Below are 17,529 nucleotides of genomic sequence, written 5' to 3'. Positions count from 1 at the left end.
TATGCTGGGCGACTGGCGAAGCAGTCGATACCAGATTCAAGACAGACAAGAGAGGATTCGATGACTTACACCGCTGCCGAAAACCGCTACGACTCCATCCCCTACCGCCGCGTGGGCCGCAGCGGGCTGGTGCTGCCGGCGCTGTCGTTGGGCCTGTGGCACAACTTCGGCGACAGCACGCCGATCGATACCCAGCGCGCGTTGTTGCGCACGGCGTTCGACCTGGGCATCAACCACTTCGACCTGGCCAACAACTACGGCCCGCCGTATGGCAGCGCCGAGATCAACTTCGGCCGTTTACTGCGTGAAGACTTCAAGCAGTACCGCGACGAACTGATCATCTCCAGCAAGGCCGGTTGGGACATGTGGCCCGGCCCTTACGGTCAGGGTGGCGGCTCGCGCAAGTACGTGCTGGCCAGCCTTGACCAGAGCCTGCAACGCCTAGGCGTGGACTACGTCGACATCTTCTATTCTCACCGTTTCGATCCGGACACTCCGCTGGAAGAAACCGCCAGCGCGCTCGCCACAGCGGTGCAGCAGGGCAAGGCGCTGTACATCGGCATCTCGTCCTATTCCGGGGTGAAAACCCGCGAAATGGCGGCGTTGCTCAAAGAGTGGAAAGTGCCGCTGCTGATTCACCAGCCGGCCTACAACCTGCTCAATCGCTGGGTGGAAAAAGACCTGCTGGATACCACCGACGAACTCGGCACCGGCGTGATTGCCTTTACCCCGCTGGCCCAGGGTTTGCTGACCGACAAATACCTCAACGGCGTGCCGTCGGATGCGCGGGTCAACCGTCCGGGCGGTGGTTCGTTGCAGGCGTCGCATTTGTCCGAGGCCAACATTGCCCAGGTGCGGGCACTCAACGAAATCGCCAAGCGTCGCGGCCAGAGCCTGGCGCAACTGGCGCTGGCCTGGACCCTGCGCGATCCTCGGGTCACTTCGGCCTTGATTGGCGCGAGCCGGCCGGAGCAGATCATCGAGAACGTCGGGGCGTTGAAGAACCTGAGCTTCAGTGCGCAGGAACTGGCGGAGATTGACCGGTTTGCCCAGGAGGGCGGGATCAATCTTTGGGAGAAGCCATCTACTGCGGAATAGGTGATCGGCACTGGATTTCTGGTGCCTGTTCCGGCCTCATCGCGGGCAAGCCCGCTCCCACAGGTTCAGCTGTGTTCACAGATTATGTGTACGACTCGGACCCTGTGGGAGCGGGCTTGCCCGCGATGGGGTCAGATTGGTCAATAAAGAAATCAGGGTTCAGCGAAAGAAAGGCACATCCCCCAATACCGTCGCCCGCTGCATCACCCGCCGCGCCGGGCGGTAATCGTCCACCGCGTAATGCTGGGTCACGCGGTTGTCCCAGAACGCGATGTCGTCCTGCTGCCAGCGCCAGCGAATGGTGAACTCCGGTCGCGTTGAATGGGCGAACAGGAACTTCAGAATCGCCTCGCTCTCGGTTTCCGACAGCTCGTTGATCTTCGAAGTGAAGCCTTCGTTGACGAACAGCGAGCGGCGCCCGCTGACCGGGTGCGTGCGGATCACTGGGTGCGACAGCGGCGGATTCTTGCGCCGTGCTTCCTCCCACTGGGCCAGTGCCTCGGGCGTATTGCCATAGCGTTCCAGCGGAAACGAACGAGTGAATTCATGGGTAGCGGTCAGACCTTCGAGCAAGGTTTTCAGCGGCGCCGACAGAGCTTCATACGCTGCAATCCCGCTGGCCCACAACGTGTCGCCGCCAAACTCCGGCAGCAGTTTGGCACTGAGCACCGCGCCCATGGCCGGGGTCGGCAGGAAGGTCACGTCGGTGTGCCAGATCGCGTTGTCGCGCACGTCGGTGACGGCGGTGTCGAGGATCAGCACTTCGGGTTGCTCCGGCACATTCGGGTAGATCGGGTGAATGTGCAGGTCGCCGAAATTCGCGGCGAATCGCGCCTGTTGCTGTGGCGTGATCGGCTGGTCGCGAAAGAACAGGACCTGATGCTTGAGCAGGGCCTGTTCGATGGTATCGCGCTGCTCCAGGTTCAGCGGCTGGCTGATGTCGACGCCGCTGATCTGTGCGCCGAGGGCGGAGCTTAGGGGGACGATGGTCAAGTCACTCATGGTGGTTCTCTTCAATCTGGAGGTGCCAACTGTGGGTGCGAGTAATCAGTGAGTTTGGCCATGCCACGGCACCAATTTGCGTTGCAGGGCACGCAGGCCCAACTCCATCGCGAAGGCGATCAGTGCAATCACCAGAATCCCCAGTACCACCACATCGGTGACCAGAAACTGCGCGGCCGATTGCACCATGAAGCCCAAGCCGCTGGTGGCGGCGATCAGTTCGGCGGCGACCAGCGTCGACCAACCCACGCCGAGGCCAATGCGCACACCGGTCAGAATGTCCGGCAAGGCACTCGGCAAAATGACGTGGCGAATCAACTGCACGCGTGTTGCGCCCAGCGACTGCGCGGCACGCAATTTGGCCGGGTCGACCGTGCGCACACCGGTGGCGGTGGCGATGGCAATCGGGGCGAAGATCGCCAGGTAGATCAGCAGCACTTTCGACAATTCACCGATGCCGCACCAGATCACGATCAGCGGCAGATAAGCCAGCGGCGGAATCGGCCGGTAGAACTCGATCAGCGGGTCGAGCACACCACGGGCGATACGGTTGGCGCCGATGGCGATTCCCACCGGCACGGCGGTGAGAATCGCAAAGCCGAGGCCCAGGCCGATACGACTCAGACTCGCGTCGAGGTGCTGCCACAGGGTTGAATCCATATAACCCGAGGTCGCCAGCAGCCAGCCTTTTTGCAGCACGGCGGAGGGCGGCGGCAGGAACAGCGGCTCGATCAAACCGGTCGCCGTCACGGCCCACCAAATAGCAACGAGAACGACCAGCGTCAGCACACTGATCCAGCGAGTGCTCAAGCGGCGACTTACCGGAATCACGGCTGAGCCAGGCGTTATCGCGGCGACGGGAATTTCGTAGCTGCTCATGCGCGCTCCTGCCGCTGGGCGGCGCTGCGTTGGGAGAACACTTTGGCGAGTACGTGTTCGCGGGTTTCGATAAAACGCGGGTCGGACTTGATCGAGCGAGCCGACTCACCGGCGGCATAACGCTGACCGAAATCGAGGCTCAGGCGCTCGACGATTTGCCCCGGGTTGGGCGCCAACAGAATCAGGTCGGTGGCGAGGAACACGGCTTCTTCGATGTCGTGGGTAATCAGGAACACCGGCTTGGCGGTGCGTTGCCAGACTTGCAGCAACAGCTCCTGCATCTGCTCGCGGGTGAAGGCGTCGAGGGCACCGAAAGGTTCGTCCATCAGCAACACACGCGGATCGGCGGCGAGGGCGCGGGCCAGGCCGACACGTTGCTTCTGGCCGCCCGAAAGCTGCCAGATGCGGCGTTGTTCAAAACCGGAAAGATCGACCAGGGCGAGCATTTCCTGGGCGCGAGCTTCGCGTTTGTCCCGGACGATACCGGCCAGCTCCAGGCCGAACCCGACGTTGGCCAGAACGTCTTGCCACGGCAGCAGCGCGTCGTCCTGAAACACCACGCCGCGCTCGGCGCTCGGGCCTTTGACGGGCACGCCGTCGAGGGTGATACGCCCGGCGCTGGGTTCGACGAAACCGGCAATCAGGTTCAACAGCGAAGTCTTGCCACTGCCGGACGGGCCAAGGGCGACCAGCAATTGCCGGGGCCCCAGGCTCAGTGAGACATCCGCCAACACCGGTTCCGGATTGCCGGGGTACTGTGCGCTGATGCGCTCCAGCTGTAGCAAGGCCATCGCATTGACTCCCGATCAGTTGGTGATGAACTTGGCGCTGACGTACGGCGCGTAGTCCGGCAGTACCGCCTCGACCTTGCCTTGCTCCTTGAGGAACGCCGCGGTGTCGGTGATGGCTTTGGTGGTCGGCGCGCCGAGGGTGAGCACCTGGTCAGCCGCCAGTGGGTAGACGTTGCCTTGCAACAGCAATGGAATGTCGCTGGCCTTGGCGCCAGACAGTTTTACAAGCTTGTCGACGTTGCCCTGGTTGGCCAGCCAGGCTTGCGGGTCTTTGCGGTAATCGGCGTAGGCGTCCAGGGTCACTTTGGCGAACGCGGTGACGATCTCCGGGTGCTTCTCGGCGAAATCCTTGCGCACGATCCAGGCGTCGAAGGTCGGTGCGCCGAACTTGGCCAGCTCGCCGGAGGTGATCAGTACCTTGCCGTTTTCCTTGGCGACACCGAGGGCCGGATCCCACACGTACGTGGCGTCGATGTCACCGCGTTTCCAGGCGGCAATGATCGCGGGTGGAGCCAGGTTGAGAACGGTGACTTTCGACGGGTCGATGTTCCAGTGCTTCAGCGCGGCGAGCAGGCTGTAGTGGCCGGTGGAAACGAACGGCACGGCGATCTTCTTGCCGATCAAGTCTTGCGGGGTCTTGATCCCGGAGCCGTCGCGGGCGACCAGGGCTTCGGCGGCGCCGATCTGGGTGGCGATGAGGAAGGTTTCGACCGGGACTTTACGGGTGATGGCGGCGGTCAAAGGGCTGGAACCCAGATAGCCGATCTGCACGTCACCGGAGGCGATGGCGGCGATGATGTCGGCACCGTTGTCGAATTTGCGCCAGCTGATATCGGCCTTGGTGGCCTTTTCGTAAGCGCCGTCAGCCTGGGCGACTTTCGCCGGGTCAACGGTGGTCTGGTAGGCGACGGTGAAGTCGGCCGCCTGGGCAAAAAAACTCGCGGTAGCCAAGGAAGCGGCCGCCAGCAAGCGTAGAGGGAAAGTCAGTTTCATCAGAAAGCTCCTTGTCAGGCGACCGATTGTCGGCGTGAGAAAGAGACTAAATGATCTAAGAATTCGAAAATAAATAACTTTTTCGAATTAGCTTATGAGGGGAATATTGAGGAGCGACAGCTGAATTGTGGCGAGGGGGCTTGTCGGAGCGCCGAACCGCCCCGTTCGGCTGCGAAGCAGTCGTAATGCAGGCAACTCGGTTTACCCTAAATACTGCGGTGTCGGTCTGATCTGGGACTGCTGCGCAGTCCAGCGGGGGCAAGCCCCCTCGCCACAGGGGACCTGTGTTTGACGGTTAGTTACTGATCGCCAGAATGCTCGCCTGGTACGCCCCGACGAACACATCGAAATCACCGACTTCGTTCTGTTCCAGCTCAGCCTGCTGAGCCAGCGACGAACGCGCCCGCTCTTCAAACTTCGCCTGCTCCTCAGCCGGCAAAGGCTCGCTGCGGAAGAACTCGGCATGGGCCTGGCTCTGGCGCAGGGAGAACTGGGCGAAGCTTTCCTTGTGCTCGGCCATCGACGCCAATACCTGGGCCGACGGCGTCAGGGACGGGTCCTGGACCTTGGTCATCTGGGTGTCCAGCGCCTTGCTGTGGGCATCGCCGCCATGGCACTGGTCGAGCATCGCCGCCAGAGGGGCGATTTTTTCCAGCAGCTCGCCGGCCCATTCCTTCAGGTCAACCGGCTGGCCATCCCGTTGCAGTTGCAGGCCCGGACGACGACCTTCCTTGACCACGCTGAGGAAGTTCGAGGTCGCGTTGCCGCAACTGGTGTTGGTCAGCAGCGGGCTGTCATTGAGCGCGCAGTACAGCAGGAACGCATCGAGGAAGCGCGACTCGGTAAGGTCGATGCCCATCGGCAGGAACGGGTTGATGTCCAGGCAGCGTACTTCGACGTACTGGATGCCACGGGCCATCAGCGCCTGGATAGGACGTTCGCCGGTATAGGTCACGCGTTTCGGGCGGATGTTGGAGTAGTACTCGTTTTCGATCTGCAGGATGTTGGTGTTGAGCTGTACCCACTCGCCATCCTGGTGGGTGCCGACTTCGACATACGGCGCATACGGCGTGGCCACCGCTTTGCGCAGGCTGTCGGTGTAGCTGTTCAGATCGTTGTAGCACGGCGTCAGGCCAGCCTGGGCGTTGCTCTGGTAACCCAGGTCGCTCATGCGCAGGCTGGTGGCGTACGGCAGGTACAGGGTATGCGGGTCCAGTTGTTCCAACTGGTGCGAACGACCGCGCAGGAAGCCGGCGTCCAGTGCGGGTGAAGCACCGAACAGGTACATCAACAGCCAGCTATAGCGGCGGAAGTTGCGGATCAGCGCGATGTAGGACGACGACTGGAAATCGCGGTCGGTGCCGACAAAGCCTTCGGCCTGCTTGAGCAACGGCCAGAGTTTTTCCGGCAGGGAAAAATTGTAGTGGATGCCGGCAATGCATTGCATGGTCTTGCCGTAACGCAGGGCCAGACCCTTGCGGTAGACGTACTTGAGCTGCCCGATATTGGACGTGCCGTAATAGGCGATCGGGATATCTTCCTCGGCCGGCAACGGGCACGGCATCGATGGGCTCCACAGGTACTCGTTACCGAGCTTGCTGTAGGCAAAGCGGTGAATGCTGTCCAGGCTCGCCAGCGTATCGGCAGGATCGGGCAGGGCCGGGGTGATGAACTCCAGCAGCGACTCGGAGTAGTCGGTGGTGATCTGTTCATTGGTCAGCGCGGAACCCAATTCTTCCGGGTGCGGCGTTTGCGCCAGGCGACCTTCATCGGTCACGCGCAGGCATTCACGTTCGATGCCGTGAAGGCACTGTTCGAGCAGAGAGAGGTTAGCGCGCTCGCCGAGCAGAGCCAGGCGGCGGTTGAGAAGTTCGCTCAAGTTGGATTCCTTCACGCGTCAGTCGCCCCAATATGGGGGTGGGCAAGACGGTCTACAAGGGTGAAGTTAAAACTGGCGTTTTCGCCTGGTTTTGGAGCCGCACTGAACCGGTAAATAACTGATTGCAGTAATCCCTGTGGGAGCAAGTCTGTGGCGAGGGGGCTTGCCCCCGTTGGGCTGCGAAGCAGCCCCAAAGTCTCTCATATACCAGGATTTTGTGAGTGCTACGCACTCAAACGGGGGCAAGCCCCCTCGCCACAAGCCCGCTCCCACAGGTTGCGTACTGCCGAAATTAACTCAAATTGATGACGACTAGCTACAGGACAGCGAACGTGCCTTGTGCTTTTGCGACCAGTTTGTCGCCCTGCATCACATCGGCCTCGACCACCAGTGTGCGGCGGCCCGGGTGGATCACCCGCGCCGTGCACATCACCTCGCCATCTGAGACGGCTCGGATGTAGTTGATCTTGCACTCGATGGTCGCACTCTGCTGGTCAAAGCCGTGGGTGCTGGAACAGGCCAGCCCCATGGCAATGTCCACCAGGCTGAACAAGGCCCCGCCGTGCAGCTTGCCGCCGCGATTGCGCAGCTCCGGTTCCAGCGCCAGGGCGACTTGCGCCACCCCGGTTTCCAGACTGTGCAAGCGGCAGCCCAGCAGCTTGAAAAACGCGCTTTCGGTCAGCCCGGCGGGAATGTCCATCAGCGTTTCTTCAACTGCTTGGCATTGGCGAACAGCGAAGCCATGGCATTGTTGCTCGGTGCTGCCGCCGTGGTTTCCTTGCGCGGTGCGGTGTTCTGGGACTGGCGTGGCGCCGACCCCGGACGCGCGCCGCGAGCGCCGTCGATCTTCTCGCCCGGGGTGTCGCTCATGCGCATCGACAGGCCAACGCGTTTGCGCGGGATGTCGATTTCCATGACCTTCACTTTCACCACGTCACCGGCCTTCACCGCTTCCCGTGGATCCTTGATGAACTTCTCCGAAAGTGCAGAGATGTGCACCAAACCGTCCTGATGCACGCCGATATCGACGAAGGCACCGAAGTTGGTCACGTTGGTCACCACGCCTTCGAGGATCATGCCCAGTTGAAGGTCCTTGAGGTCTTCGACGCCTTCCTGGAACTCGGCGGTCTTGAACTCGGGACGCGGGTCGCGGCCGGGTTTTTCCAGTTCCTGGAGGATGTCGGTCACGGTCGGCAGACCGAAGGTTTCATCGGTGTACTTCTTCGGATCGAGGCGCTTGAGGAACGCGGCATCGCCAATCAGCGAGCGGATGTCACGGTCGGTTTCGGCGGCGATGCGCTGAACCAGCGGATAGGCTTCCGGGTGAACCGCCGACGAGTCCAGCGGGTTTTCGCCATTCATGACGCGCAGGAATCCAGCGGCCTGTTCGAAGGTTTTCTCGCCCAGGCGCGCGACTTTCTTCAGCGCAGCGCGGGTCTTGAACGCACCGTGCTCGTCGCGGTGGCTGACGATGTTCTGCGCCAGGGTCGCGTTGAGGCCGGAGATCCGTGCCAGCAGCGCCACGGACGCAGTGTTCACATCCACGCCGACGGCGTTCACGCAGTCCTCGACCACCGCATCCAGGCCACGGGCCAGTTTCAGTTGCGACACGTCGTGCTGGTACTGGCCGACGCCGATGGATTTCGGATCGATTTTCACCAGCTCAGCCAACGGGTCTTGCAGGCGACGGGCAATCGACACGGCGCCACGGATCGACACGTCGAGGTCCGGGAATTCCTTGGAGGCCAGCTCCGATGCCGAGTAAACCGATGCGCCGGCCTCGGAAACCATGACCTTGGTCATCTTCATGGCTGGGTATTTTTTGATCAGCTCAGCGGCCAGCTTGTCGGTCTCGCGACTGGCGGTACCGTTGCCGATGGCGATCAGGTCCACCGAGTGCTTGGCGCACAGGGCGGCGAGCACGGCGAGGGTCTGGTCCCATTTGTTGTGCGGCACGTGCGGGTAAACCGTGGCGTGATCCAGCAGCTTGCCGGTGGAGTCGACCACGGCGACCTTGCAACCGGTGCGCAGGCCCGGGTCGAGGCCCAGGGTGGCGCGTGGGCCGGCCGGGGCCGACAGCAGCAGGTCGTGCAGGTTATGGGCGAACACGTTGATCGCTTCGGTTTCCGCGCCATCGCGCAGTTCGCCCAGCAGATCCGTCTCCAGGTGGGTGTAGAGCTTGACCTTCCAGGTCCAGCGCACCACTTCGCCCAGCCATTTGTCGGCGGCACGGTTCTGGTTCTGGATGCCGAATTGCTGGCCGATCATGCCTTCGCACGGGTGCATGGTGCCCGGCAGTTCGTCGCCGACTTTTAGCGCTGAGCTGAGGATGCCTTCGTTGCGACCACGGAAAATCGCCAGCGCGCGGTGCGACGGCATGCTTTTGAGCGGTTCGTCGTGTTCAAAGTAATCGCGGAACTTGGCGCCTTCCTCTTCCTTGCCGGCAATCACGCGGGCACTGAGGGTGGCTTCCTGCTTCAGGTAGTTGCGCAGCTTGTCCAAGAGGCCTGCGTCTTCGGCGAAGCGTTCCATCAGGATGTACTTGGCGCCTTCGAGGGCAGCCTTCACATCGGCCACGCCTTTTTCCGCGTCGATGAAGCGTGCGGCTTCGGTTTCCGGGTTCAGGGACGGGTCGTTGAACAGACCGTCGGCCAGCTCGCCCAGGCCGGCTTCCAGGGCGATCTGGCCCTTGGTGCGGCGCTTCTGCTTGTACGGCAGGTACAAGTCTTCGAGACGGGTCTTGGTGTCGGCGAGCTTGATGTCGCGTTCAAGTTGCGGGGTCAGCTTGCCCTGCTCCTGGATGCTGGCGAGGATGCTGATACGCCGTTCGTCGAGTTCTCGCAGGTAGCGCAGGCGCTCTTCCAGATGACGCAATTGCGTATCGTCGAGGCTGCCGGTCACTTCTTTCCGGTAACGGGCGATGAAGGGAACGGTAGAGCCTTCATCGAGTAGCGCGACGGCCGCTTCGACCTGTTGTGGGCGTACACCGAGTTCCTCGGCGATGCGGCTGTTGATGCTGTCCATAAAACCACCTGACAAATTGTGAAAGCAGGCTCGCAGGCGCAGAGATAGGACCTGGGCGAGTCTGGTTGAGCGGCCTGGCCTGCGCCGCTACCTGGATCAAAAGGTATCCCGTTGACCCGTGAAATCGAACAATTACTGCCGACGCCATGAAAAAAAACGCGTCCGTCTGTAGTACCTGTCTGACGTTGCCTGACACAAAAGGCCGCGCATTATAACCAGCGTTCCGGCATTCGGGGACATCGCGGATTGCAGGTGCAATGGCCGGTTTTCTGGCGCTGGAGGAAAAATCTGCTAACAATGCACACGGTGCGTATAACGGCAGCTACGCCATAATGCGCGCCGAGATCAAAGGAGCATCCAATGAGCAGCACTGCACAAACTGCTGAAGGCGAAAAAATTCTTATCGTTGACGACGATCCGGGGCTCAGCAGCCTGCTGGAACGTTTTTTCGTCAGCAAGGGCTACCGCGCCCGCGCCGTACCGAACACCGAGCAAATGGATCGCCTGCTGGCGCGCGAAGTGTTCAACCTGGTCGTCCTCGACCTGATGTTGCCCGGCGAAGACGGCCTGACCGCCTGCCGCCGCCTGCGCAGCGCGAACAACCAGATTCCGATCATCATGCTCACCGCCAAGGGCGACGAGCTGAGTCGTATCAAGGGCCTGGAGCTGGGCGCCGACGATTACCTGGCCAAGCCGTTCAACCCCGATGAGCTGATGGCTCGCGTCAAAGCGGTATTGCGTCGCCAGTCGGCTCCGGTGCCTGGCGCCCCGGGCAGCGAAGACGAAAGCGTGACCTTCGGTGACTACGAGTTGTCCCTGGCCACCCGCGAGCTCAAGCGCGGCGAAGAAGTGCACATGCTCACCACCGGTGAGTTCGCTGTACTCAAGGCTCTGGTGATGAACGCACGTCAGCCGCTGACCCGCGACAAACTGATGAACCTGGCTCGTGGCCGCGAGTGGGATGCTCTGGAGCGTTCCATCGATGTGCAGATTTCTCGTCTGCGCCGGATGATCGAGCCCGATCCGTCCAAACCGCGTTACATCCAGACTGTCTGGGGCGTGGGTTACGTGTTTGTACCGGATGGTACCGCCACCAAGTGATTGGCGATTTGTAGGAGCGGGTCATGCGGACAGCGGATCAATCGATCCTGTCCGCAGACTCGCGATCCGCAATATGCGAGCATCGCTCGCTCCTGCAAGTGTTTAACGGTTATCCATGAAAACCCCCGTTTGGTTCCCCCAGAGCTTCTTCTCCCGCACCCTTTGGCTGGTGCTCATCGTCGTACTCTTCTCCAAGGCACTGACCCTGGTTTATCTGCTGATGAACGAAGACGTATTGGTGGACCGCCAGTACAGCCACGGTGTCGCCCTGACGCTGCGCGCCTATTGGGCGGCCGATGAAGAAAGTCGCGGCAAGATCGCCGAGGCCGCGACCCTGATACGGGTGGTGGGTGCCGGCGTGCCGGAAGGCGAACAGCACTGGCCTTACAGCGAGATCTACCAGCGGCAGATGCAGGCGGAGTTGGGTGCCGACACTGAAGTCCGGCTGCGCATGCATTCGCCACCGGCGCTGTGGGTCCGGGCGCCAAGCCTGGGCGATGGCTGGCTGAAAGTACCGCTTTATCCCCATCCGCTGCGCGGCCAGAAAATCTGGAACGTACTGGGCTGGTTCCTCGCCATTGGCCTGCTGTCCACCGCTTCGGCCTGGATCTTCGTCAGCCAGCTCAATCAACCTTTGAAGCGTCTGGTGTATGCCGCGCGGCAACTCGGTCAGGGTCGCAGCGTACGCCTGCCGATCAGCGATACGCCGAGTGAGATGACCGAAGTTTACCGCGCCTTCAACCAGATGGCCGAAGACGTCGAGCAGGCCGGTCGCGAGCGTGAACTGATGCTGGCCGGGGTGTCCCACGACTTGCGCACGCCATTGACCCGCTTGCGCCTGTCCCTGGAGCTGATGGGCGATCACACTGACCTGACCAATGACATGGTTCGTGACATCGAGGACATGGATGCGATTCTCGATCAGTTCCTGGCGTTCATTCGTGACGGGCGCGATGAGTCGGTGGAAGAGGTTGACCTGAGCGACCTGGTCCGTGAAGTTGCCGCACCGTATAACCAGACCGAAGAAAAAGTGCGGTTACGCCTGGAGCCTATCCAGCCGTTCCCACTGCGTCGTGTGTCGATGAAGCGGCTGCTGAACAACCTGATCGGCAACGCGCTGCATCATGCTGGCAGCGGTGTGGAGGTGGCGGCGTATGTATCCGGGGATACCAGCGCACCGTATGTGGTGCTGAGTGTCATGGACCGTGGTGCCGGTATTGATCCATCGGAACTGGAAGCGATTTTCAACCCGTTCACTCGCGGTGATCGTGCCCGGGGTGGCAAAGGTACCGGATTAGGTCTGGCGATCGTGAAGCGGATTGCTTCGATGCATGGCGGGAATGTTGAGCTGCGTAACCGCTCGGGCGGTGGGCTGGAAGCTCGGGTGCGGTTGCCGTTGGGGTTGATGTTGCCGCGGGATGCTGTTTAGCAAACACAGAGGCCTTTGTGGCGAGGGAGCTTGCTCCCGTTCGGCTGCGCAGCAGCCGCAAAACCAGACAACCGTGTCCGAAGTGCAAGAACACGATTGTGGGATTTGGGAGTCCTTCGGCCTGGAGCGCCAGCCCGGTCCAACGGGAGCAAGCTCCCTCGCCACAGTAGATGAGCCTCAGCCCTTCCCTTTGGTCCGCGTCATATTCGGCCCACCATTCTTCTCCAGATGCTCGATGATGATCCCCGCCACATTCTTCCCGGTGGTGGTCTCGATCCCCTCAAGACCCGGCGACGAGTTCACCTCCATCACCAACGGCCCGTGATTGGAGCGCAGGATGTCGACGCCTGCCACCGCCAGCCCCATGACCTTCGCCGCACGCAACGCCGTCATGCGTTCTTCCGGGGTGATCTTGATCAGGCTCGCGCTGCCACCGCGATGCAGGTTGGAGCGAAACTCGCCGGGTTTGGCCTGGCGCTTCATCGCTGCAATTACCTTGTCGCCGACGACGAAGCAGCGAATGTCCGCACCACCGGCTTCCTTGATGTACTCCTGAACCATGATGTTCTGCTTGAGGCCCATGAACGCCTCGATCACCGACTCCGCGGCCGTGGCGGTTTCGCACAGCACCACGCCGATGCCCTGGGTACCTTCCAGGACCTTGATCACCAACGGCGCGCCGTTGACCATTTCGATCAGGTCGGGAATGTCATCGGGGGAGTGGGCAAACCCGGTCACCGGCAAACCGATCCCGCGACGGGACAGCAATTGCAGCGAACGCAGCTTGTCCCGGGAACGGGCAATGGCCACCGATTCGTTGAGCGGAAATACCCCCATCATTTCGAACTGGCGCAGCACTGCGCAGCCATAAAAGGTCACGGAAGCGCCGATCCGTGGAATCACCGCATCGAAACCCTCCAGCGGTTTGCCGCGGTAGTGGATTTGTGGCTTGTGGCTGGCGATGTTCATGTAGGCGCGCAAGGTGTCGACCACCACCATTTCATGGCCACGCTCGGTACCGGCTTCGACCAGACGACGGGTGGAATACAGACGCGGATTCCGCGACAGCACAGCGATCTTCATGCAACACCTGTGGAGGAGGTAGATACCGGGAACACCGGCTTGTCTTGTACATACTTGATGCCCGGATTGACCACCAACTGGCCGTGGATCAGGGCTTTGGAGCCGAGCAGCAGGCGATAACGCATGGACTTGCGGCAGGCGAGCGTGAACTCGACCCGCCAGACCCGATCACCAAGGGCCAGGGTGGTGCTGATCACGTATCGCACCTGCGCGTGACCGTTTGAGCTTTTAATGGTTTTCATCGTCACCAACGGAGCTTCGCAGCGTCGGTGGCGCAGTTGTACGACGGAACCCAGGTGGGCGGTAAAACGCACCCACTGCTCACCATCGCGCTCGAACGGCTCGATTTCGGTGGCGTGGAGGCTTGAGGTGCTGGCACCGGTGTCGATTTTTGCCCGAAGGCCGGCGACTCCCAAATCCGGGAGCGCCACCCACTCGCGCAGACCGACAACGGTCAAATGGTCAAATGTCTTCAATAGTGCTCAACCGGTAAAACCGCTCGGGCCGCATACGGCCGGATTCGCGGTATTCACGCAGAATAATGATTAAAAGGCGACAGATATCTACGGCCCGGATTTCCAGCCTCCCAAGGAGGTTATGGAATGTCAGCATTGTAATCCGAGCCGGTGAAATTCTTGGTACGTCAGAAACGGTAGTACAGTTCACCAATATTTCAGAATGAGGAAATTCCATGGCACAAAAAAACGAAGAGGACGACAAAGTCCGCCTCGATAAATGGTTGTGGGCTGCACGATTCTACAAAACCCGCGCCCTGGCCAAGGCGGCGATTGAAAGCGGCAAGGTGCATTGCCGGGGCGAACGCTGCAAGCCGGGCAAGGAGCCGCGTATTGGCGACGAATTTGTGATTCGCACAGGTTTCGAAGAGCGCACGGTGGTAGTCCTGGCACTGTCGATCGTTCGTCGCGGCGCACCGCAGGCGCAAACCTTGTATGCCGAAACCCTGGCCAGCATCGCCAAGCGCGAAGAGGCCGCGGCGCAAAGAAAAGCCGGAGCCCTGGGCGTGAGCACCGACGGTAAGCCGAGCAAGAAGCAGCGGCGGGATTTGTTCAAGTTTCGTGGCAGCAGTAACGACGACTAATACAGATATTTCTTGGGCGAGTGCCAGACCGCTATCGCGGGCAAGCCCGTTCCCACAAGGGTTTGTGCCGTTCCTGTGGGAGCGTGGCTTGCCCGCGATCGAGTGCGCAGCACTCGCCAGGTTTCACCGCGCCTTCAGGCCAAGACTTGCAATTGACCCGGTGCGCATCCATATCTGTGCCTGGCCAGCAGTGCATCGCAAGGACGATATCGCCGCTCGTCGAAAATCACACACAGTCTCTGACCTGTAGGCCATAACCACATTGCCAGCAGTGCAGGACGGGAAACGACCCGGAACCCATCAGCGCTTGTTCCACCTTGCTTGGATCAGGCCCGGATTGTTCATAAAATGCCTTTCATGGCTGAACGTTGCGCACCCGAGGGGTGGCGCAAGGGCAATTTCTTGTTTCCTGTAACCTTTTTCACTACTTCAGATACCCAGACCTATGACCGATCACGCGGATAACGACTTCACACAACGCTTCATCTTCGATGACAGCGACACCCGTGGCGAGCTGGTCTCGTTGGAGCTCAGCTACGCCGAAGTCCTGGCCAAACACGCCTACCCGCAGCCGGTCGCGCAACTGCTCGGCGAGCTGATGGCGGCCGCATCGTTGCTGGTCGGCACGTTGAAGTTCGATGGCTTGCTGATTCTGCAGGCACGCTCCGAAGGCCCGATCCCGCTGCTGATGATCGAGTGCTCCAGCGAGCGTGACATCCGGGGTCTGGCCCGTTACGAGGCCGACCGCATTGCCCTTGACGCTACCCTGGCTGACCTGATGCCGGACGGCTCGCTGACATTGACCGTCGACCCGAAACGGGGCCAACGCTACCAGGGCGTCGTCGATCTGGATGGCGAAACGTTGTCCGACTGCTTCACCAACTACTTCGTCATGTCCCAGCAGATTGGCACCCGCATCAAGCTCTGTGCCGATGGTCGTCGCGCCCGTGGCCTGTTGCTGCAGCAACTGCCGGCCGACCGTTTGAAAGACGATGACGAACGCGCCGCCAGCTGGCAGCACATCACCACCCTGGGTGGTACGCTGACCGCCGATGAGCTGTTGAGCCTGGACAACGAAACCGTGTTGCATCGCCTGTACCACGACGAGCAGGTGCGTCTGTTCGATGTGCAGAAGCTGCGCTTCCGTTGCAGCTGCTCGCGCGAACGTTCGGCCAATGCGCTGGTCAGTCTGGGTATGGAAGACGCGCAGCAATTGGTGGTCGAACACGGTGGCAACATCGAAATCGATTGCCAGTTCTGCAACCAGCGCTACCTGTTTGACGCGGCCGATGTCACTCAATTGTTCGCCGGCGCGGGTATCGAGACGCCGTCAGATACCCGTCACTAAAACGGTTCAGCGCAGGTAAATTCACTGCCTTGCGCCGGATTAACGCCGTTACGACAGGAGGGGTCTACTTTTTTTGGGCTTTTCTGGCATAATCCGGCCCACTTTTTCCACGGTAGTAGTGCACGACTTTCTACTACAAAAACGTTTGGAGCACTCGGCCACTGGCCGACGGGGAACCTCATGACGCAAGCCAACAATGCCGTGTACACCGATCTGAGTGTTGATGATCTGGTTAAAGAAGCCCTCAACCGTGGTGAAGGCGAGCTTGCCGATACCGGCGCACTGGTTGTTCGTACCGGTCACCGTACCGGCCGTTCGCCAGTCGATCGTTTCATCGTTGAAGAGCCTAGCACCCAGGCCGCCATCGCCTGGGGACCGATCAACCGCAAGTTCCCGGCCGACAAGTTCGACGCCCTGTGGGCTCGCGTTGAGGCATTCAACAACGCGCAAGAGCATTTCGTTTCCTACGTACATGTAGGTGCGGCTTCCGAGCACTACCTGGCTGTGAAGATGACCACCCAGACTGCCTGGCAGAACCTGTTCGGCCGTTGCCTGTTCATCAACCCGGCTCAGTACAACCCGGCGGGTCGTGACGAGTGGCAAGTCCTCAACGTTGCCAACTTCGAGTGCGTACCAGAGCGTGACGGCACCAACTCCGACGGCTGCGTGATCCTCAACTTCGCACAGAAGAAAGTGCTGATCGCCGGCATGCTTTACGCCGGTGAAATGAAGAAAGCCATGTTCTCGGTGCAGAACTTCCTGCTGCCGGCTGCCGACGTACTGCCAATGCACTGCGCCGCCAACATCGGCGAAGAGGGCGACGTGACCCTGTTCTTCGGTCTGTCCGGTACCGGCAAGACCACCCTGTCGGCCGACGAAAGCCGTTACCTGATCGGTGACGACGAGCACGGCTGGGGCGAAGGCGTTGTGTTCAACATCGAAGGCGGTTGCTATGCCAAGTGCATCGACCTGTCCGAGAAAAACGAGCCGGTTATCTGGAAAGCCATCAAGCACGGCGCGGTATTGGAAAACGTCGTTATCGACGATGCCAAGCACGCCGACTACGCCGATGTCAGCCTGACCCAGAACAGCCGCGCCGCCTACCCGCTGGAGCACGTTGCCAAGCGCTCCGAGAAGAACCTCGGTGGCGAGCCGAACGCTGTGATCTTCCTGACCTGCGACCTGACCGGCGTACTGCCGCCAGTGTCGATCCTCAACGAAGAACAAGCGGCTTATCACTTCCTGTCCGGTTACACCGCTCTGGTCGGTTCGACCGAAATGGGTTCGGGCAGCGGCATCAAGTCGACCTTCTCCACCTGCTTCGGCGCACCGTTCTTCCCGCGTCCGGCCGGTGAATACGCTGAGCTGCTGATCAAGCGCATCCGCGGCTTCGGCTCCAAGGTCTACCTGGTCAACACCGGCTGGACCGGCGGTGGCTACGGCGTCGGCAAACGCTTCAACATCCCGACCACTCGTGCCGTGATCGCAGCGATCCAGAGCGGCGCGCTGATCGGTACCGAGACCGAGCACCTGGACACCATCAACCTCGACGTGCCAGTGGCCGTACCGGGCGTTGAGACTGGCCTGCTGAACCCACGCAACACCTGGGCCGACAAGCCATCCTACGACGAAGCCGCCAAAGCACTGGCCGGCCTGTTCATCGAGAACTTCAAGAAGTTCGAAGTGAGCGACGCGATCAAGGCAGCGGGTCCAAAGCTGTAAGCGCTGGATTGAGCTAACGAAGAAGCCGCCCCTCGGGGCGGCTTTTTTGTGCGCAAAATTCAGTTTTTCGTGGGCAAGTCA

At 60.9% G+C, this 17,529-nt stretch carries 15 protein-coding genes; 6 read left to right on the top strand and 9 right to left on the bottom strand.

Going from position 1 to position 17,529, the window contains the following annotated elements; all coding sequences use genetic code 11:
* Positions 1 to 60 precede the first annotated feature (60 nt).
* On the top strand, positions 61 to 1,098 hold the full coding sequence (gene mgrA, locus KGA96_RS04650; protein ID WP_046040777.1) for an L-glyceraldehyde 3-phosphate reductase: 1,038 nt from the start codon (positions 61 to 63) through the stop codon (positions 1,096 to 1,098).
* A gap of 159 nt (positions 1,099 to 1,257) precedes the next feature.
* Here the strand turns inward: mgrA and tauD are convergent, their stop codons facing one another.
* The 7 genes from tauD to KGA96_RS04615 form a co-directional block, all read right to left on the bottom strand.
* Positions 1,258 to 2,100 carry a taurine dioxygenase gene (gene tauD / locus KGA96_RS04645; RefSeq protein ID WP_223511860.1) on the bottom strand — a complete coding sequence of 281 codons (843 nt, stop codon included), beginning with the start codon at positions 2,098 to 2,100 and terminating at the stop codon, positions 1,258 to 1,260.
* 45 nt (positions 2,101 to 2,145) lie between these two features.
* Positions 2,146 to 2,979, bottom strand: a complete 834-nt coding sequence (tauC, locus tag KGA96_RS04640; protein ID WP_223511850.1) for a taurine ABC transporter permease TauC — start codon at positions 2,977 to 2,979, stop codon at positions 2,146 to 2,148.
* Complete coding sequence (gene tauB, locus KGA96_RS04635; protein WP_223511845.1) at positions 2,976 to 3,770, bottom strand: taurine ABC transporter ATP-binding subunit; 795 nt, start codon at positions 3,768 to 3,770, stop codon at positions 2,976 to 2,978. The genes tauC and tauB overlap by 4 nt, the downstream gene beginning before the upstream one ends.
* 15 nt (positions 3,771 to 3,785) lie before the next feature.
* On the bottom strand, positions 3,786 to 4,763 hold the full coding sequence (gene tauA, locus KGA96_RS04630) for a taurine ABC transporter substrate-binding protein (RefSeq protein WP_046040783.1): 978 nt from the start codon (positions 4,761 to 4,763) through the stop codon (positions 3,786 to 3,788).
* A 295-nt stretch (positions 4,764 to 5,058) separates the two neighbouring features.
* Positions 5,059 to 6,642: a glutamate--cysteine ligase gene (gene gshA / locus KGA96_RS04625; RefSeq protein WP_046040784.1), complete on the bottom strand. Its 1,584-nt coding sequence runs from the start codon at positions 6,640 to 6,642 to the stop codon at positions 5,059 to 5,061.
* A 316-nt stretch (positions 6,643 to 6,958) separates the two neighbouring features.
* Positions 6,959 to 7,342, bottom strand: a complete 384-nt coding sequence (locus KGA96_RS04620; RefSeq protein WP_007972875.1) for a PaaI family thioesterase — start codon at positions 7,340 to 7,342, stop codon at positions 6,959 to 6,961.
* Positions 7,342 to 9,666 (bottom strand): Tex family protein, encoded by a 2,325-nt coding sequence (locus tag KGA96_RS04615; RefSeq protein WP_046040786.1) that lies wholly within the window; start codon positions 9,664 to 9,666, stop codon positions 7,342 to 7,344. The genes KGA96_RS04620 and KGA96_RS04615 overlap by 1 nt, the downstream gene beginning before the upstream one ends.
* Before the next feature lie 360 nt (positions 9,667 to 10,026).
* Between KGA96_RS04615 and ompR the strand changes: the two genes are divergently transcribed.
* Together ompR and KGA96_RS04605 are read left to right on the top strand one after the other, a co-directional pair.
* Positions 10,027 to 10,767, top strand: a complete 741-nt coding sequence (gene ompR, locus KGA96_RS04610; RefSeq protein ID WP_046040787.1) for a two-component system response regulator OmpR — start codon at positions 10,027 to 10,029, stop codon at positions 10,765 to 10,767.
* Between the two features lie 115 nt (positions 10,768 to 10,882).
* A complete protein-coding gene (locus KGA96_RS04605) occupies positions 10,883 to 12,196 on the top strand; it encodes an ATP-binding protein (protein WP_046040789.1) in 1,314 nt (437 codons plus the stop codon).
* Between the two features lie 177 nt (positions 12,197 to 12,373).
* Here the strand turns inward: KGA96_RS04605 and rimK are convergent, their stop codons facing one another.
* On the bottom strand, positions 12,374 to 13,279 hold the full coding sequence (rimK, locus tag KGA96_RS04600; RefSeq protein WP_007972871.1) for a 30S ribosomal protein S6--L-glutamate ligase: 906 nt from the start codon (positions 13,277 to 13,279) through the stop codon (positions 12,374 to 12,376).
* Positions 13,276 to 13,695, bottom strand: a complete 420-nt coding sequence (locus KGA96_RS04595; protein WP_235863954.1) for an ATP-dependent zinc protease — start codon at positions 13,693 to 13,695, stop codon at positions 13,276 to 13,278. Before KGA96_RS04595 ends, rimK begins: the two co-directional genes overlap by 4 nt.
* A 275-nt stretch (positions 13,696 to 13,970) precedes the next feature.
* On the opposite strand from KGA96_RS04595, the gene KGA96_RS04590 reads away from it, so the two are divergent.
* The 3 genes from KGA96_RS04590 (at position 13,971) to KGA96_RS04575 (ending at position 17,448) form a co-directional block, all read left to right on the top strand.
* Complete coding sequence (locus KGA96_RS04590) at positions 13,971 to 14,378, top strand: RNA-binding S4 domain-containing protein (RefSeq protein WP_008045331.1); 408 nt, start codon at positions 13,971 to 13,973, stop codon at positions 14,376 to 14,378.
* Positions 14,379 to 14,823: 445 nt separating this feature from the next.
* Positions 14,824 to 15,726 (top strand): Hsp33 family molecular chaperone HslO, encoded by a 903-nt coding sequence (gene hslO, locus KGA96_RS04580; RefSeq protein ID WP_046040793.1) that lies wholly within the window; start codon positions 14,824 to 14,826, stop codon positions 15,724 to 15,726.
* Between the two features lie 180 nt (positions 15,727 to 15,906).
* Positions 15,907 to 17,448: a phosphoenolpyruvate carboxykinase gene (locus KGA96_RS04575; RefSeq protein ID WP_046040794.1), complete on the top strand. Its 1,542-nt coding sequence runs from the start codon at positions 15,907 to 15,909 to the stop codon at positions 17,446 to 17,448.
* Positions 17,449 to 17,529 lie beyond the last annotated feature (81 nt).

It is taken from the genome of Pseudomonas sp. GL-R-26 (assembly GCF_019947365.1).
GTDB lineage: Bacteria > Pseudomonadota > Gammaproteobacteria > Pseudomonadales > Pseudomonadaceae > Aquipseudomonas.
The sequence above is the reverse complement of the archived record's forward strand: the minus strand, read 5'-3'. Positions and strand labels throughout refer to the sequence as shown.

Coding starts and splice junctions, on each gene's coding strand:
- mgrA (WP_046040777.1), top strand. CDS start 61: ATGACTTACACCGCTGCCGAAAACCGCTACGACTCCATCCCCTACCGC.
- tauD (WP_223511860.1), bottom strand. CDS start 2,100: ATGAGTGACTTGACCATCGTCCCCCTAAGCTCCGCCCTCGGCGCACAG.
- tauC (WP_223511850.1), bottom strand. CDS start 2,979: ATGAGCAGCTACGAAATTCCCGTCGCCGCGATAACGCCTGGCTCAGCC.
- tauB (WP_223511845.1), bottom strand. CDS start 3,770: ATGGCCTTGCTACAGCTGGAGCGCATCAGCGCACAGTACCCCGGCAAT.
- tauA (WP_046040783.1), bottom strand. CDS start 4,763: ATGAAACTGACTTTCCCTCTACGCTTGCTGGCGGCCGCTTCCTTGGCT.
- KGA96_RS04620 (WP_007972875.1), bottom strand. CDS start 7,342: ATGGACATTCCCGCCGGGCTGACCGAAAGCGCGTTTTTCAAGCTGCTG.
- KGA96_RS04615 (WP_046040786.1), bottom strand. CDS start 9,666: ATGGACAGCATCAACAGCCGCATCGCCGAGGAACTCGGTGTACGCCCA.
- ompR (WP_046040787.1), top strand. CDS start 10,027: ATGAGCAGCACTGCACAAACTGCTGAAGGCGAAAAAATTCTTATCGTT.
- KGA96_RS04605 (WP_046040789.1), top strand. CDS start 10,883: ATGAAAACCCCCGTTTGGTTCCCCCAGAGCTTCTTCTCCCGCACCCTT.
- rimK (WP_007972871.1), bottom strand. CDS start 13,279: ATGAAGATCGCTGTGCTGTCGCGGAATCCGCGTCTGTATTCCACCCGT.
- KGA96_RS04590 (WP_008045331.1), top strand. CDS start 13,971: ATGGCACAAAAAAACGAAGAGGACGACAAAGTCCGCCTCGATAAATGG.
- hslO (WP_046040793.1), top strand. CDS start 14,824: ATGACCGATCACGCGGATAACGACTTCACACAACGCTTCATCTTCGAT.
- KGA96_RS04575 (WP_046040794.1), top strand. CDS start 15,907: ATGACGCAAGCCAACAATGCCGTGTACACCGATCTGAGTGTTGATGAT.